We start from the raw sequence: 15,847 nt of genomic DNA, 5'->3' as shown, positions 1-15,847 counted from the left end.
GCCGTGGACTGCCTCGCACCAGTGAGGCAGTCCACGCGAGACGGTCAATGCGCATGCCGACGCTGTTCATTTCCGACCTTCATCTCGATGTCGCACGCCCGCACATCCTCGACGCCTTCGACCGCTTCATCGTCGGCGAGGCCATGCGCGCCAACGCGCTCTACATCCTCGGCGACCTCTTCGAGGCCTGGATCGGCGACGACACCGACGACGAAGCCGGCCGGCGCTTCATCACCGGCATGAAGCCCCTGCGCGATGCGCGCATACCCTGCTTCTTCATCCACGGAAACCGCGATTTCCTGCTCGGCGAAGACTATGCGCGTCGCGCCGGCCTGACCCTGCTGCCCGATCCCGCCGTCATCACGATCGGCGGCCGCAGGACGCTCCTCATGCACGGCGACACGCTATGCACCGACGACGTCGCCTACCAGCGCTTCCGCGCGCTATCGCACACGCCTGCCTGGCAACGCAGCTTCCTGTCGCGCCCGCGCGACGAACGCGAAGCCTTCGCCCGCCAGGCCCGCGCCGAAAGCCGCCGCTACACCACCGACGTCGGCAACGCGGCCCTGATGGACGTCAGCGAAGTCGCCGTGCAGGCAGCGATGCGCGCGCACGGCTGCCTGCGCCTGATCCACGGCCACACCCATCGTCCCGCCACCCACCGCTTCGACCTCGATGGCCAGCCGGCCGAACGCATCGTGCTCGGCGACTGGTACGAACAGGAAAGCTGGCTGGCGGTCTAAGCCTCGGCACCCACGTGCTCAGGTGTGCATCTGGGTGTCACTCGCGAACGATAACCTTGCTCGGTGAGTTCAACGGCGCCTTGCTGCCGTTCAACTTGATGGTGCCAATGTAGTACCAATAAATACCCGGGCCCACTTGCGTATCGCGCCAGCGATAGATCGAACCGACCGCTGGATCTTCGCTGATTTTTTTTATGATTTCCCGGTTGACACGCTCGAACACCCCGCGTTCGGACGACGAACGATATACCTCATATCCGTACACATCGCCCTCATCCACAGTCTCCCACGAAAGCAGTGGGCCACGCCCTTCGGGCACAGGCATCTCGACCGGGCGACTCCGGACCGTGGATGCGCGGAGCAAGGATGAAAGACCCGATTGAGGAGTTCTCGACTCCTCCATCGCTTTGCTGGGGTCTTGAATCACCGTGTTTTTCCCGATTAGAGCCGCGCCGAACGCGATGGGGAGAACTTCACCGTAGTCAGGGAACTCGATCTTCACAACACCGCGCAGCTCGGATGTGCCAATTTTTGGCCCCAGCATCGACACACGGACGTGCCGACACGAATCGTTGGGGGGGACGCATTGCTCGACTTTTACCTGCGCATGCGCTCCGGCTACGGACACGTTGCCAACCTCAAGTGCACGGCCCGTGGCGTCGGTCAATCTCACGATTTGCTCGGTCGTCTCACCCTCTCGAATCAATCCATACTGAATCGACTCCTGGCTTGGTACTACCGCGCCTCGGATTTGCCCGAAAACCCTGAATGAAACCTTTGGCTGGCTTGGATTGTCAGTGCGCACCACAACGCGCTCATCAAATGGTCCCCACGGCAACTTCCGCACCGAAAAGACCGTGACTGATCGACCGTCTGCGCTTATGGTCGCACTGAATGTGCCCGCTGTCGTATCAACTTCCGTATACCGAACGTCGACACCAGGCCTAGCTACCGGTGCAAACTCGTGACGAACCTCAGCGCCTGCCTTGACGATGCCGGCATCGAATCGTGTGGATTCAGGATCGACAATCCAATCGACAAATCCACGAACCACTACTTTCGCCACAGGTGCTGCCTGATCATCGGAAAACGCGAAATAGCCAAGCGAGAATCGACCAACGTGTTCACCGAGATTCGTCTTCACTTTCAGGTCCATCGACTGGCCTGGCTGCAGAAGAGCAGGGGTAAACACGACCTCATCTCCCCTCGACGCCGTTCTCGGAGCTATGCGAACGATCTTGATAGCCGTGGTGGTCGTGTTGATCAATCGGCCGCTTACCTCCAGATCGGCCAATGGAAACACAACGCCCGCATCGATTGCCTGAGAATCCATGACAACCGCGCCTTTCTGCGCGGAGTCCTCAGCGAAGGACGCAGCGGGGTGGAACACGAACAGTCCTGGCAGCCAAAGCAAACAGAGCCACCAACCGATCAGTTTGAGCATCATCAGTCCTTACATTGAATAACGAGTCGAGCATCGGGAAGCGGAACGACATCAGTCCCCTTCCTAACCCGTTGCCATTCGACAGGAACCGTTGCCGTCTCTCGCGATCGATTTCAACCGCTCCGTCGTCGATCTCACGCTCTGAAATCTAACGCATCTGCACAGACGCGAAAACCTGGAGGAAGTTCCAACAGCGGGTGCTCCGATTGCCGAGACTGCATCGGGCCCCAACTCCCTGACGACATCGCGGCACGACGACTGCGACAACGCCACCCGACTCAACACACGAGAATCTTTTTATTGAACGCGGTGTCGACGAAGCGTCGCGCTATTCGGTCGCCGCCTTGAAAAGACGCACCCAAGCAATGGATCCGCCCCAGCGTATCGATTCGCAAATTCTGGGACGAACTCACTCTTCATCTTCGCTTGCAGGCAAAAAATCCGGACGAGCAATGATGACCGAAGAGCGTCAGCTCACGGACTCGTCCTTGCAATCCACGTGGTGCACGAGAATCGCCGTCATCCGAACAAGCAGATTCTCTTTCCAGAGGCGAACTTCCTAGCCTTCCGACTACTCATCGGCTCATTTCCAGGGGTCGAAAAAAGAAGGCCTGCACTAGGCAGGCCTTCTTTGGCACCGGAATCAGCAATCTAGCCAGTGAATCACTCGATGCTGAAGTTCTTGAGGGAAACCGGAACCGTGCCGGTTACAACGATAGACGACGGGACACACCCAACAGCGGAGGCCGTCGAATCGATCACGAGATAGTACGTGCCGGACGGGGTATTCGCGGGAATGTTGATGGTTTCAGGCTGCCCGGCGGGGGCAGCGTCATCCTCAGCCACGCACGGAGTCGTCTGCAAGCAGCTGTTCGGGCCGATCAGGAAGATCGCGTGATCGTACGTGTTAACCGATGGCGTAACAGTGATGCTGAAATTGTTCGGATTACCAACCTGGACCGGATACACCGCACTGGTGCCGACCGCAGTCACACTGCCAGAACAAATCGAGTTGAACTCATCCGCGCTCGTACAAGTGGCATTGAAGGTACCCGGGCCAGTGATCGTTGGACCGGGTGCCGCACACGTCTGGGCGAACGCAGCCGGCGCCGCCAGCAGGGTAGCGAGCAACGCTGCATGGGCAATAGACTTTTTCACTGATATCTCCTTAAGGCAGGTTTTTGTTATACAGGGCAAAGGGGCTCTGTCAGTTGGATCCAATGAACGTCTGGCGACGCGAATCGAATTGATCGAAATAACCGACCCCAGCCGCGTTGATGGTGCGGTAGTTGGCCGTCGGCGAGGCCAAACCCAGATACGCCTGATCAACGCCAACCCAGCCAGCATTGCCTCCCGTCAGGGAAAGCGTGCCGGTCGGCGAGCCATCGCTCGTGCTCGTGGCGAGATTCGACACCCAGTAGCGCAACGAACCACCCGCGCCGACCGTCAAGTCGATTTCAATGCGATTGGGACCACCCTGAACCGGAAGGTCGACAGGAACGCTACAGACGTTCGTACCACCGTTGTTGCAAGCAGCGTTGATAACGATGCGCTTGGTGCCAGCACCCGAGCCAGAAAATTTGATCTGGACCAAACGGAGCAGCCCATTGAACGCTGCCGGGGCGTTAGCCAAGAAGATGTCAGCCTGGTTGGTACCGTTCGTTCCACTCATGGAGGTCGGGTCAAAAATGAACTGGGCGCGGTAGCGTGCCTCATTGGCCGGAGTGTCGTCGCGCACCTGCGCGCGTGCCGCGCCGTTGTTGCCAAGTGCCGAGGACAAACGGCACTGCGTGCCCGCGTAACCGCCGCTCACACTGCTGGCAGCGGAAGTACCACCGCCCACATTCAGGGCCGACCAAGGCGGGACGAGGCTTGCCGGGCACTGCGCCATCGCGGCGCCAGCAGCAGCAAAACCGACCAGGCCGAGGACGGCCAGCGACAGCGTCTTCATCTTCGTATTCATCTGAACCTTCTCCAGAGATTGTCCGGGTGGGGCCTGCCCCCTTCCCCTGTGTTTTGCTGCAAAACGGCCTAGCGGACTCTCAAACCGGACGGAGCATAGGGAGGATCCCCGTGCCTCGTCAATAGCTTCCGGCTCTTTGCTTGACCGACCTGTCAGAACTTGTGGTGGCTACCGAACGCCTGGCCTCATGGCCCCGAACGGCGAATCCGGTGGATCCACCCCGTCCACAGCTTGGGTAGACGCAGGACACTGCCCGAACCGGACACCCGCACCGCCCGTCGACCCAACCTGGCGAGGGCGTGGAGGGACTTGTCCGGGACGGTCGTGCCAGCAGCCCGGTCCGGCTGACGCCACCCCGGGCGCGAATCCGGGCCCTGCCATTCAGGCCGCAGGCTCCGCTCACCGACTGGCGACGCCGATTGACAGGTGTCCGACGACCTGCCGAGAATCGCGATCCCTCCCGGCCCGCCCTGCCCTTGGACACGAACCTGCCAGCCCGCTGCCTGGCCGTCATTCCCGCGCGCGATGAAGTGCTGACCGTCGGCGGCGTGGTGGCGGGCGTGCGCGCGACGCTCGGTTGCGACGTGCTCGTGGTCGATGACGCCAGCACCGACGGTACCGGTGCGGCGGCGCGCCAGGCCGGGGCCAACGTGTTGCGCCTGCCGATCGGCCTCGGTGCCTGGGGGGCGAGCCAGGCGGGCATCCGCTACGCCCTGCGCAACGGCTATGCCGCGGTGATCACCTTGGATGCGGACGGCCAGCACGTGCCGGAATCGCTGCCGTCGCTGTTCGCCGCACGCGAGCGGACCGGGGCCAACGTGGTCATCGGCACCTGCATGGAACGTCTGAGCATGGCCAAGCGGATCGCCTGGCGCTACCTGCGTACCCTCACCGGCCTGCGTCTGCGCGACTTCACCTCGGGGCTGCGCCTATATGATGCGAAGGCGATGAGCCGCCTCGCCGGGCCGGAGGCGAGCCTGCTCGATTACCAGGACGTGGGGGTATTGATGCTGCTGGCCAGCCAGGGCATGCGGATCGTGGAAACGGAAACGCCGATGAACCCGCGCGAGGTGGGCCATTCGCGCGTGTTCGCCTCGTGGGCGATCGTGGCCCGCTACATGTTCAACACGACGGTACTGTGCATTTCGCGGCTCGACCGCGGCCACCGCGCCGCCACGGTGAAGCCATGATGCTCAACGGACAGATCACGGCCGCGATCCTCGGCGTCGCCCTCGGCGGGGCTATCCTTTACCTCGTGCGCCGCGATCACCTGCACGGCCCGTTCGCAGCATGGTGGTTCGTCGTCGCGGTGGCGACGGTGGCACTCGGCATCTTCCCCGCCCTGGTGACCTGGCTCGGCGAACTGACCGGCATCCGCTATGCGCCGGTGCTGCCGATCATCATCGCGCTCTCGTTCATCTTGTTGCGGCTGCTCAAGCTCGACATCGACCGTTCCCGGCAGGAGCGCCAGGTGCGCCGCCTGACCCAGAAACTCGCGATTCTCGAGCAGGAGCTGGAGACGCTGCGTGGCAACGGCGCGAAGCGCAGGCCGGTGATCGCGGATGACGACGATGCAGGCTGAACCGCACGCCGTTTCCGCGACTTTCGTGCAGCGGCGCTGAGGCGCGTTCGGGCACCACCGATGCGCATACTCCACGTTGGCAAGTACTACGCGCCACAGCGTGGTGGCATCGAGCGTCATCTGCAGGATCTTGCCGAATGGCAAGTCAGCCACGGTGCCGATGTCGGCGCGATTGTCCACCAGCCGCCGGGGCGCTGGCGTGGCCTGCGGGAAACCCTGCACGGCGTACAGTTGTGGCGCGCCGGTTGCCTGGCCGCCCCGCTGTATGCGCCATTGAGTCCCGGTTTTCCACTGCTGCTGACGCGCGTGATCGCCGCGTGGAAACCCGACCTGCTGCATCTGCACTTGCCGAACCCGGCCTGCCTGTTCGCGCTCGCGAGCCGGCGCGCGCGAGCGCTGCCGTGGGTCGTGCACTGGCATGCGGACGTTTCACCCGACGTGCCGAGCCGTGCGCTGCGCATGGCCTATGCGGCGTATCGCCCGTTCGAGCAGGCGACGCTCCGCCGCGCGGCAGCGATCATTGCCACCTCGCAACGCTATCTTGATGCGAGCAACGCCTTGGCCGGCTGGCACGCCAAAGTGCGCGTGGTTCCGCTCGGCGTCGATGCGATCGGCGAAGTCGACGTGTCGAAGTCGCCGGCATGGCCGCAAGGCGAAGGCATGCGCATCCTCGCGGTCGGACGCCTCAGCCACTACAAGGGGTTTGCGGTGCTCGTCGATGCGCTGGCACGCACGCCGCGCGGGCGCCTGCTGCTGGTCGGCGACGGCGAGGAAGCCGCGGCGCTGGCGACACGCGTGCGCGAGCGTGGTCTGGCCGGCCGCGTCGGTTTCGTTCGCGACCTCGACGACGATGCCCTCGCCGCCGCCTATGCGGCGGCGGATGTATTCGTGCTGCCCTCGCTCGATCGCAGCGAAGCCTTCGGCATCGTCCTGCTCGAAGCGATGCGTGCCGGGCTTGCGGTAATCGCCAGCGATGTGCGCGGTTCAGGCATCGGCCACGTCATCGGCGGCGGCGCCGGCCTGCCCGTACCGCCCGGCGACGTCAGCGCGCTCGCTGCGGCGATCACGCGCCTGGATGCCAACGCCGACCTGCGCGCCGGCCTCGCCGCGGCCGGTCGGCGGCGCTGGGAAACCGAGTTCACCCTCGAACGCGCGGCGCGGGCGGTGCAGGACGTCCATCTCGACGTGTTGCGCTGAGACGTCGATCGCGCGGCAGCGTTGTCGTTCTTCGTCGCAGGAGCCCGTTCACGGGCGATGCTCTCTTCGATTCGCCGCAACGCCAATCGCCCGTAAACGGGCTCCTACGACCTTTCGTCGACCACCGGCGCGAGCAACAGGGCCAGGAGGCTGAACACCGCCGGGACGAAGTGCAGGACGAGCCGGTTCGCACTGGTGTGGTTTTCGGCCCATGCCGCCGCGTCAGTGAAGAAAAACAGCACGCACAGGAACGCGAGGCAGACCAGGAGCATCGTCGCTACGCGAGCACTGGCTGGATCGATGATGAGTTGCCGCCAGCGCCACGCGACGAGCGCCGGAGCGAGGTACCAGAGCAGGTGCCAGTTCGGCAGGGTGAACAGGCCGGCAAGCATTGCCAGCCCGCCGGGCCGCCAGCGCAAGTCGATCGCGCCGAGCGCCGGCACCACGACCTCGCCCCACTGGATGCCGACCCAACCGAGGCCCAGCATCGGAAACACGAAGCCGCCAAGACCAAGGCCGACAACAACGAGCAGGGCCGCGACTGCCGCGAGCTTCCAGCGCCAGCGCGAGGGCAACGCGGCGAACACGCCGACCACGGACAGGATCAGCAACCACACCGCGCCTTCGAGCTTGATCAGTGGCAGGCACAGCGCGAAGGCCAAGGCGAGGATGAGCTGACCGATGCCGCCACGGCGCAGCCAGCGCAACCACGCCAGCACGGCAAGGCCAAACACCGCGGCAAGCCAGAGGTCGGCATAACCGGCCAAGGCTGCATGCGCATCGACCAATGGCAGGGACACCAGCGCGTAGGCAAGTACCGCAGCCAGCACGGCATCGATACCGATGCCACGCCATTGTCCGTAACTGACGAGACCGAGTGCAGCCAATGCCCCCGTCCAGGCGAGACCGATACGCGGTTCGATCCAGCCGCCGGCGGCGCTGGCGAACCAGACTTCGATCCAGGCCAGCAGTTCGGGATAATTCCACACCGCCGAGGTGCGCGTTGCGCCCGCCGGCGCGGCCAGCCAGGCCGCGGGATCGACCCAGGCGACGAAACGGTCGAGCAGATACCAGGTCTTCGGCTTGACCGACCACGCCGACCACGCATCCCATGGGAACACCGGGCGCAACGAGGCCTCGGCGGCGAGGATCCACAGTCGCAGCAGGACCAACAGCACGGCTACGGCAATGATCACGCGCGCCGTCGTCGACAAGCGTTTACCCGTCGACTCGACATGGCGCGAACGCAGGTACCACGCGGCGATCCATGCCGCGATGCCGATCGCGGCGAGCCACGGCGCAACGCGGGCGAACGTTGCCGAGATCTGCGCACCGGCAAGCGTGCCGGCCAGGAAGGCTGCAAGGAAGAGTCCGATGAAGAAGCCGTAGCCGATCGCCGCACAGACGGCACCGGGGCCGCGCAGGTCGCGGTTCAGCAGCGCATACACGCCGGCACCGGCGAACACCGGCAGGATCCACGCAAACAGGTACGCAATCATCGGCGATCCTCCGTGATGCGCGCGAGGATCCAGCCATGCCCGTGCGCGACCGGCTCCGCCGGCCAGTCGAGGCCACCGCCACGCAAGCGCCCGGCGGCGGCGTCGAGGCGCCATTCGTCATAGTTGTAGACGACAACGAGCGTGCCCGGCGGAAGCGCCACCGATGCTTCGACCACCAGCGGCAGCACGGCGACATTGCGCGGCAACAGGTGCCAGGCCAGGCGCAGTTGTTCGTATGACCCACCCGCATGCACGAGAATGCGCGCCGTGTCGGCTTCGCGCGCGAGGGCGCGCTCGATCTCCTTCGCGGCGGCGAGGATGTCGGCATCGGCCGCGCGCGCTTCCTGAGCGGGCCATTGCAAGCCGGCATACAGCGCACGCGTGGTCTGGTGCCGCCATTGCAATCCGGCTTGCCAGTGCAGGTCGAGCAGCAGCCAGCCGGCAGCGATGGCGATGGCCGCGGCGGTGACGAGGCGCCGGCCGCGCCAGCGCAGCAACGCGCCGCCCCAGACCAGGGCAAGGGCGACGACCAAGGCGATGCACAGCACGATCGAACGCGCACGCGGCGTGTCGGTATCGCGACCGAGTGCATGCACGGAACGCTGGCTCCACGGCCACTGGCCGAGCCAGTCGGTCGACAGCGCGGCGAGCTCGCCTTTCCACGACGGCGACACGAGAGCAACCGCCTCGAGCGTGAACGGCTCGAATGGCTGGCTGGCGCTGACCACCTGCGGGGTCGGAAACTGGGCGAAGCCGAGTTCGACGATGCGGCCCTGCCATTCGGGAACGGCGGATAGATCGAACCAGGCATCGCCGTGCCCCGGCCACGGCAGCGAAACCACGCGCACCTCGTCGAGCGAATCGGCCCGGCGGAAAATCAACGAGAGTTCGAGGGTCTGCGGGAATCCCAGAAAGCGGTAGCGCAGGAACGAATAGTCGGCAGCGGCGAGACCGTCCAGCGCGACCGACTGCAGGGCCGTTGCCTCTTCGTCGTTGACCGCTTCGATACGCAGACTGTCGGCGACAACGCTCGTGCTTCCCATCACCGGTTGCAGATCGGCGCCCTTGAACACTCGTTCCTGCGCCGGCGCAAGCGGCGCACGTGGATCGAGGCCTGCGGCCCAGGCCAGCACGCCGAGCACGCTCATCATCATCGCGATCGCGAACGTGAGCCGCCTCATGCAACCAGTGCCTCGAGCCGACCGAGCTCGCCGGCGCTGAACCCGGCGCGCAGGCGTGCTTCGACATTGAGCGGGCCGCGCAGCGCCCGACCGAGATGGCTCGCGACCAGACCGGCGAAGGTCGCCTCGGGATCGAGTCCTTCGCGTGCGCAGCACCAGTTGAACCAGCGCGAGCCTGCGGCGACATGGGCTTCCTCCTCACGCAGGATGACCTCGAGGACCGCCACACTCGCCTCATCGCCGACGTTGCGCAGGCGCGCGATCATGCCGGGGGTTACGTCGAGCCCGCGCGCCTCGAGCACGCGCGGCACGAGGGCCATGCGTTCGAGGCAGGAATGCGCAGTGCGCCGCGCCATGTCCCAGAGGCCGTCATGCGCATCGAAGTCGCCATAGGCATGGCCGAGTTCGGCCAGACGGGCCGCGACCAGGCTGAAATGGCGCGCTTCGTCATCGGCCACGCCAATCCAGTCATCGACGAAGGCCCGCGGCATGTCGCGGAAACGCAGCACCGCGTCCCAGGCCAGGTTGATCGCGTTGAACTCGATGTGCGCCACGGCGTGCAGCAGCGCCGCCCTGCCCTGCACCGTGCCGAGCCCGCGATGCGGGAGCTGGCGCGGATCGACGAGCCTCGGGAGCGCGGGACGGCCCGGTTCGACTCCGAACGGGCCGATGACCGATTCGCCCGGGGCGACAAGACGCCCGGCCCGCCAATCCGCCGCCACGCGCCGCGTGAGTTCCAGCTTGGCCGCCGGCTCATCCGCTTCGAGGCATTGCCGCGCGGCGCTGTACAGATCCAGGCCATGCATTCGATGCAAACATCCGCGCCAGGGCACGCCACGCGCGCCGATCCGCCGATTCTGCCGCGTCGGCGCGAATGGCGAAACCCGTGGGCGCATCCCCGGTGAAATTCAGGCGACGTCACGTGTTGCAGGAGCAAGGCATCGCGACTGAAGTCGCACGATCAATGCCCTGCGGGAGCGACTTCAGTCGCGATGCTCCTTCGCGCAAGCGCCGTCGAAAAGCAACCACGCACGAGGATACCCTTCAACCGGGCTGCCGACGCCGGCTCTTTGCTTCGTCCGAGCGCGCGAATTCGAGCTGGTCGAGGTAGGTGGCTTCGACTCCGGTGACGTATTCGCCGGAGAAGCACGAGGTATCGAATTCGACGAGGTTGTCGTTGCCCTCGGCGACGGCGGCGACGAGGTCGTCCAGGTCCTGATAGACCAGCCAATCGGCGCCGAGCAGCTTCTCGATCTCGGCTTCGCTGTGTCCATGCGCCACCAGTTCGGCTGCAGCCGGCATGTCAATGCCGTAGATGTTCGGATGACGCACGGGCGGCGCCGCCGACGCGAAGTACACCGATTTCGCACCGGCTTCGCGCGCCATCTGGATGATCTGTTTCGACGTCGTGCCGCGCACGATCGAGTCGTCGACCAGCAACACGTTCTTCTTGCGGAACTCCAGCCCGATCGCGTTGAGCTTGCGACGCACCGATTTCACGCGCTCGCTCTGCCCCGGCATGATGAAGGTGCGGCCGATGTAGCGGTTCTTGACGAAGCCCTCACGCATGGGCACACCGAGTGCCTGGGCCAGCGACGAGGCTGCGGTACGCGAGGTGTCGGGGATCGGGATGACCGCGTCGATGCCGTGGTCTGGGCGCAGGCGCAGGATCTTCGCGGCCAGCTTCTCGCCCATGCGCAGGCGCGCCTTGTACACCGAAACGTCCTCGATCATCGAATCCGGACGGGCGAGGTAGACGTATTCGAAGATGCACGGCGCATGGCGCGCCGGCTCTGCGCACTGACGCGCGTAGACCTGGCCGTCGAGGGTGATGAGCACGGCTTCGCCGGGCGCGACGTCGCGCAACAACCGGAAGCCGAGGATGTCGAGCGCGACCGATTCCGAGGCGACAGCATATTCCTTGCCTTCGGCGGTGTCGCGCTCGCCGAGCACGAGCGGACGGATGCCGTGTGGATCGCGGAAGGCAAGAATGCCGTAGCCGAGCACGACGGCGACGACCGCATAGCCGCCGATGCAGCGCCGGTGCACACCGGTGACGGCCTTGAACAGGTTGTCGGCGGTCAGGGCAAGGCGGTCCTGGATCTGGATTTCGTGGGCCAGCACATTGAGCAGGATTTCCGAATCGGAATCCGTGTTGATATGGCGGCGGTCGTCCTCGAACATCTCGCGACGCAACGTGTCGGTGTTGACGAGATTGCCGTTGTGCGCCAGCGCGATGCCGTAGGGCGAATTGACGTAGAGCGGCTGCGCCTCGCCGGCCCCTTCAGAACCGGCGGTCGGATAGCGGCAATGACCGATGCCGATGCGCCCGCGCAGGCCGAGCATCTGTTCGCGCTGGAAGACATCGCGCACGAGCCCGCCGCCCTTGTGCAGGCGCAGGCGCGAGCCGTCGGTGGTGGCGATGCCGGCGGCGTCCTGCCCGCGATGCTGCAGCACGGTCAGCGCGTCGTAGAGCGCCGAGGCGACCTCGGACTTGCCGACGATTCCGATGATTCCGCACATGGTTCAGTCCACCGTCGAGGTTGGGTTTGCCGGGCCGGGCGGTTCACCGGCAGGCGCATTGTCCGGCAAGTCGACCGGCATTGCCTCCGCCGGTTGCAGGTAACGCGACACCTCTTCCGGCAGGCGCGAAGTGACCCAGTGCGCGCCCTCCTCGAAGGTCGGGCGCAGTTGCGAGGCCTGCCACCAGTCGTCCCGCACCACCGGCGTGAATTTCATCAGCATGACCACGAGCACCACCACCGCCGCGCCGCGCACGAGGCCGAACACCATGCCGAGCAGGCGATCCGTACCGGAAAGACCGCTGCCGCTGACCAGCTTGCGCAGCAGGAACGACACCAGCGCACCGGCCATCAGAACGGCAACGAAACACAGGCCATAGGCCAGCATCACTCGCACCGATGGCACCGAAATGGCGGAAAACCGCTCTGCAAGCAGCGGCCCGAACATCCAGGCCACCCAGAACGCAAGCACCCAGCACGCCAGCGCCAGCACCTCGCCGATGAACCCGCGCCACAGGCCGATCAGCACCGACAAGGCGAGCACGCCGGCGATGGCGTAGTCGAACCAGGTCATGGTTGGGCCGGGATTGGGGATTCGGGGTTCGGTATTCGGAAAAGACCGGAGACGAAGCGTCGTGCCGCTTTTCCGAATCCCCGATCACCAATGCCGAATCCCGGCTTCATTGCGTGACCACCAGCCCGTCGAGCTTGAGCTTGTCCTTGATGCGCCCGCGCAGCTTGTCCGCAGCGGCACGGTCGGTTTCCGGACCGGCGCGCACGCGCCACAGAGTCTGATCCTCAGTCGCCAGCTTGTCGACGTAGCTGACGAAGCCAGCGGCCTGCAGGCGGCCCTTCAGCTTGTTCGCTTCCTCCACGGTCTTGAACGCGCCGAGCTGCACGGCCCAGCCTCCGGCGCGATTGGCCGGCACCGCCTCGCGCGGTGCATCGGCCGTGGCCGATTCGGCGATGGCGACGACGCTTCCCGGCACGTCGGGCTTGATCTGCTTGATGCGGATACGTGCCGCCTCGGCCGCCGCGCGATCCGCATACGGGCCGACACGCACCCGCTGTGCGCTGCGCCCCTGGAACTCGGTGGCCTCGCTGAACGCGCTGTAGCCGCCACGCTTGAGCGCAGCGACCAGATCATCGGCATTCTTCGTCGAGGTGTAGACGCCGAGATGGACCAGGAAGCGTCCGTTCGCGGCCGTACCCGGTGCGGGAGGCTCGGGGGTCGCTGTCGGTGTGGGCGCAGGCTTTGGTTCGACGGCTGCGGGCACTGCCGCGGGGGCCGGTTCCGGCTCGGCAGGTGTCGCCAATGCGGACGTTGGCGGCGCCGTCGTGACATCGACCGGCACGACCGGTTCGCTCACCGTCGCCGGCACGCTGCTCGACCGGCTCGGCTCGACGGGCAGCACGCGCGTATCGAACTCGCGGTCCGGCGCCGGAGGAATCTCGAGGTTGAGCGTTGCCGATTCCTGTTTCGGCGCCGATCCAGTGAACAGCATCGGCACGAAGATCACGGCCAGCGCGATCAACACGGCCGCGCCGAGCAGACGTTGTTTCAGGGCGGAATCCATGGCAACCCACGGGCAGTCGTATCGGCGCGATTATACCCGCGCCGGATGACTGGCAGCCTTGCAGCAGAAGTGTTCCTTCTGTGGGTGTGGCTTCGGCCGCGATGGCTGCGGGTTGGCGACAGGCGCGAGAACGGAAAAGATCGCGGCTGAAGCGGCTCCCACGGAAGGTTCCCCCACGAAGGACATGCCAAGGCTCACCCTGCGTCGAGCGCAGGCAGGTGCGCCAGCACCTCGGCGGCGACGAAGAACGAACCGAAAGCGACGATGCGGTCGCCGCGGCGGGCTTCGCGTCGCGCCGCGCTGAGTGCAGCGACGACACTGGCTGCGCGGCAGAGCACCGGCAGATCGGTCGGCAGGCGCGCGGCAAGCGCGGCAGCGGCAAGGCCGCGTGGCGTTGCGCCGTCGAGTCCGGCCAGATACCAGCCGGAAATGGCGGCGCACAGCGGCTGCACGATGCCGTCGATGTCCTTGTCACCGAGCGCGGCGAACACGGCGAGGTTGCGTCCGGCGACCGGATTTTCCGCCAGCCAATCAGCCAGCACTGCTGCGGCTTGCGGGTTGTGGGCAACATCAACGACAACGATCGGTTCGCCCGGGAACACCTGCAACCGCGCCGGTACGTGCGCGGTCGCCACCGCGCGGGCAATCGTGGCCTGCGACCATTCGCCGTCGATGCCGAGCGCGAGTACCGCAGCGATCGCCGCGGCGGCGTTGGCGCGCTGACACGGTGCGGCCAATGCAGGGTCAGGCAGGTCGAATACGTGGCCAAATCCGCTCCAGCGCCAACCTGAGGGGGCCGGATCGACGCGGAAATCACGCCCGGCGACGAGTGCGCGCGCACCGATCGACTCGGCGTGCGCGAGCACTCCGGGCGGCGCATCGGCGTCGCCGATCACGGCGACATGACCTGCACGGAAGATGCCGGCTTTCTCGCGCGCGATGCCGGCGAGGTCATGACCGAGGAACTCCTCGTGATCGCGCGCGACCGTGGTCACGACGGCCACATCGGCATCGATGATGTTGACCGCATCGAGACGTCCTCCGAGGCCGACCTCGAGCACGGCGACGTCGATGCCCGCCTCGGCGAACAACAACAGCGCAGCCAGCGTGCCGAATTCGAAGTAGGTCAACGCGATCTCGCCGCGCACCGCCTCGATGCGCTCGAAAGCGTCGATCAACGCCACATCGCCGACCTCGCGACCATCGATGCGCACGCGCTCGTTGTAGCGCAGCAGGTGGGGCGAAGTGTAGGTGCCGACACGCAGGCCACGCGCGGACAGCAGGGCATCGAGGAAAGCGACCGTCGAGCCCTTGCCGTTGGTGCCACCGACGGTGATCACGTGCAGCGCAGGGCGTGGTGCATCGAGCCGCCGCCAGACGCCGGCGACACGCTCGAGGCCGAGCGCGATGCCACGCGGGTGGATCGCCTGCTGGTATTCGAGCCAGTCGGCCAGCGAGCGCTGCAAGGGCGGTTGCACGGGATCAGCGCATGAGAATGCGGCGCGGCTTCCACGGCAGGCGCCCGCGCCAGTACTGGATCAGCAGGAAACCCGCCGCCATGCCGCCGAGGTGGGCGAAATGGGCAACCCCGGCCTGCGTGCCGGTGACACCGAGCACCAGTTCGGCAAATCCGTACAGGGTTACGAACAGCCAGGCCGGCATCGGGATCGGCGGGAACAGCGGCATGATGCGGACCTGCGGATACATCATGCCGAAGGCGAGCAGGATACCGAACACGCCCCCCGAGGCCCCGACAGTCGGATAGAAGCCGCCGGTGAACCAGGCGATGACGGCGAGCTGCGCGACCGCAGCGCCGATCACGCAGACCAAGTAGTACAGGAAAAACGGCCGAGCGCCGAACAGGCGCTCGATCGCACCGCCGAACATCCACAACGCGAGCATGTTGAACAGCAAGTGGGTGAGGCCGCCGTGCAGGAAGCCGTAGCTGACGAGTTGCCAGACCTCGAAGCCGACTGAACCTCCCGGGATGGCACGGCTGCCGAGGGGCCAGAGCGCGAAATGGATCAGCATCGCCTCGTCGAAGAACTGCTGCAGGCCGAAAACGACGACGTTGGCGATCAACAGGGCTTGCGTGACCGGAGGCAGGTCAGTGCGCATTGAAATGTCCGTCACGCGGAA

At 65.6% G+C, this 15,847-nt stretch carries 15 protein-coding genes; 4 read left to right on the top strand and 11 right to left on the bottom strand.

Going from position 1 to position 15,847, the window contains the following annotated elements; all coding sequences use genetic code 11:
• The first annotated feature begins 53 nt into the window (after positions 1-53).
• Positions 54-743, top strand: a complete 690-nt coding sequence (locus KF907_RS09920; protein WP_291220301.1) for a UDP-2,3-diacylglucosamine diphosphatase — start codon at positions 54-56, stop codon at positions 741-743.
• Positions 744-780: 37 nt separating this feature from the next.
• Here the strand turns inward: KF907_RS09920 and KF907_RS09915 are convergent, their stop codons facing one another.
• The 3 genes from KF907_RS09915 to KF907_RS09905 form a co-directional block, all read right to left on the bottom strand.
• Positions 781-2,187: a hypothetical protein gene (locus KF907_RS09915; protein WP_291219980.1), complete on the bottom strand. Its 1,407-nt coding sequence runs from the start codon at positions 2,185-2,187 to the stop codon at positions 781-783.
• 663 nt (positions 2,188-2,850) lie between these two features.
• Positions 2,851-3,345, bottom strand: a complete 495-nt coding sequence (locus KF907_RS09910; RefSeq protein ID WP_291219979.1) for a hypothetical protein — start codon at positions 3,343-3,345, stop codon at positions 2,851-2,853.
• Positions 3,346-3,394: 49 nt separating this feature from the next.
• Positions 3,395-4,150 (bottom strand): hypothetical protein, encoded by a 756-nt coding sequence (locus tag KF907_RS09905; RefSeq protein ID WP_291219978.1) that lies wholly within the window; start codon positions 4,148-4,150, stop codon positions 3,395-3,397.
• Between the two features lie 476 nt (positions 4,151-4,626).
• Between KF907_RS09905 and KF907_RS09900 the strand changes: the two genes are divergently transcribed.
• The 3 genes from KF907_RS09900 to KF907_RS09890 are packed head-to-tail and all read left to right on the top strand — an operon-like array spanning position 4,627 to position 6,929.
• A complete protein-coding gene (locus KF907_RS09900) occupies positions 4,627-5,340 on the top strand; it encodes a glycosyltransferase family 2 protein (protein WP_291219977.1) in 714 nt (237 codons plus the stop codon).
• Positions 5,337-5,732, top strand: a complete 396-nt coding sequence (locus tag KF907_RS09895; protein ID WP_291219976.1) for a DUF2304 domain-containing protein — start codon at positions 5,337-5,339, stop codon at positions 5,730-5,732. Before KF907_RS09900 ends, KF907_RS09895 begins: the two co-directional genes overlap by 4 nt.
• Before the next feature lie 60 nt (positions 5,733-5,792).
• On the top strand, positions 5,793-6,929 hold the full coding sequence (locus KF907_RS09890; protein WP_291219975.1) for a glycosyltransferase: 1,137 nt from the start codon (positions 5,793-5,795) through the stop codon (positions 6,927-6,929).
• A gap of 104 nt (positions 6,930-7,033) precedes the next feature.
• Here KF907_RS09890 and KF907_RS09885 read toward each other — a convergent pair whose 3' ends face one another.
• The 8 genes from KF907_RS09885 to KF907_RS09850 all read right to left on the bottom strand — a co-directional run bounded on the left by KF907_RS09885 (position 7,034) and on the right by KF907_RS09850 (position 15,826).
• On the bottom strand, positions 7,034-8,428 hold the full coding sequence (locus tag KF907_RS09885; protein WP_291219974.1) for a hypothetical protein: 1,395 nt from the start codon (positions 8,426-8,428) through the stop codon (positions 7,034-7,036).
• Positions 8,425-9,609, bottom strand: coding sequence for a hypothetical protein (locus tag KF907_RS09880; protein ID WP_291219973.1), 1,185 nt, complete (start codon positions 9,607-9,609; stop codon positions 8,425-8,427). The genes KF907_RS09885 and KF907_RS09880 overlap by 4 nt, the downstream gene beginning before the upstream one ends.
• Positions 9,606-10,415 carry a ferritin-like domain-containing protein gene (locus KF907_RS09875; RefSeq protein ID WP_291219972.1) on the bottom strand — a complete coding sequence of 270 codons (810 nt, stop codon included), beginning with the start codon at positions 10,413-10,415 and terminating at the stop codon, positions 9,606-9,608. Before KF907_RS09875 ends, KF907_RS09880 begins: the two co-directional genes overlap by 4 nt.
• A 238-nt stretch (positions 10,416-10,653) precedes the next feature.
• Complete coding sequence (gene purF / locus KF907_RS09870; protein ID WP_291219971.1) at positions 10,654-12,132, bottom strand: amidophosphoribosyltransferase; 1,479 nt, start codon at positions 12,130-12,132, stop codon at positions 10,654-10,656.
• Positions 12,133-12,135: 3 nt separating this feature from the next.
• A complete protein-coding gene (locus KF907_RS09865; protein WP_291219970.1) occupies positions 12,136-12,705 on the bottom strand; it encodes a CvpA family protein in 570 nt (189 codons plus the stop codon).
• 106 nt (positions 12,706-12,811) lie between these two features.
• Positions 12,812-13,708: an SPOR domain-containing protein gene (locus tag KF907_RS09860; protein ID WP_291219969.1), complete on the bottom strand. Its 897-nt coding sequence runs from the start codon at positions 13,706-13,708 to the stop codon at positions 12,812-12,814.
• 194 nt (positions 13,709-13,902) lie between these two features.
• A complete protein-coding gene (gene folC / locus KF907_RS09855) occupies positions 13,903-15,174 on the bottom strand; it encodes a bifunctional tetrahydrofolate synthase/dihydrofolate synthase (RefSeq protein WP_291219968.1) in 1,272 nt (423 codons plus the stop codon).
• Between the two features lie 16 nt (positions 15,175-15,190).
• Entirely contained in the window at positions 15,191-15,826 is a 636-nt protein-coding gene (locus KF907_RS09850) for a rhomboid family intramembrane serine protease (RefSeq protein WP_291219967.1), read from the bottom strand.
• Between the last annotated feature and the right edge of the window lie 21 nt (positions 15,827-15,847).

The sequence above is a fragment of the Dokdonella sp. genome, from assembly GCF_019634775.1.
Classification (GTDB): Bacteria; Pseudomonadota; Gammaproteobacteria; order Xanthomonadales; family Rhodanobacteraceae; genus Dokdonella.
This window is presented reverse-complemented; position numbering and strand designations above follow the sequence as displayed.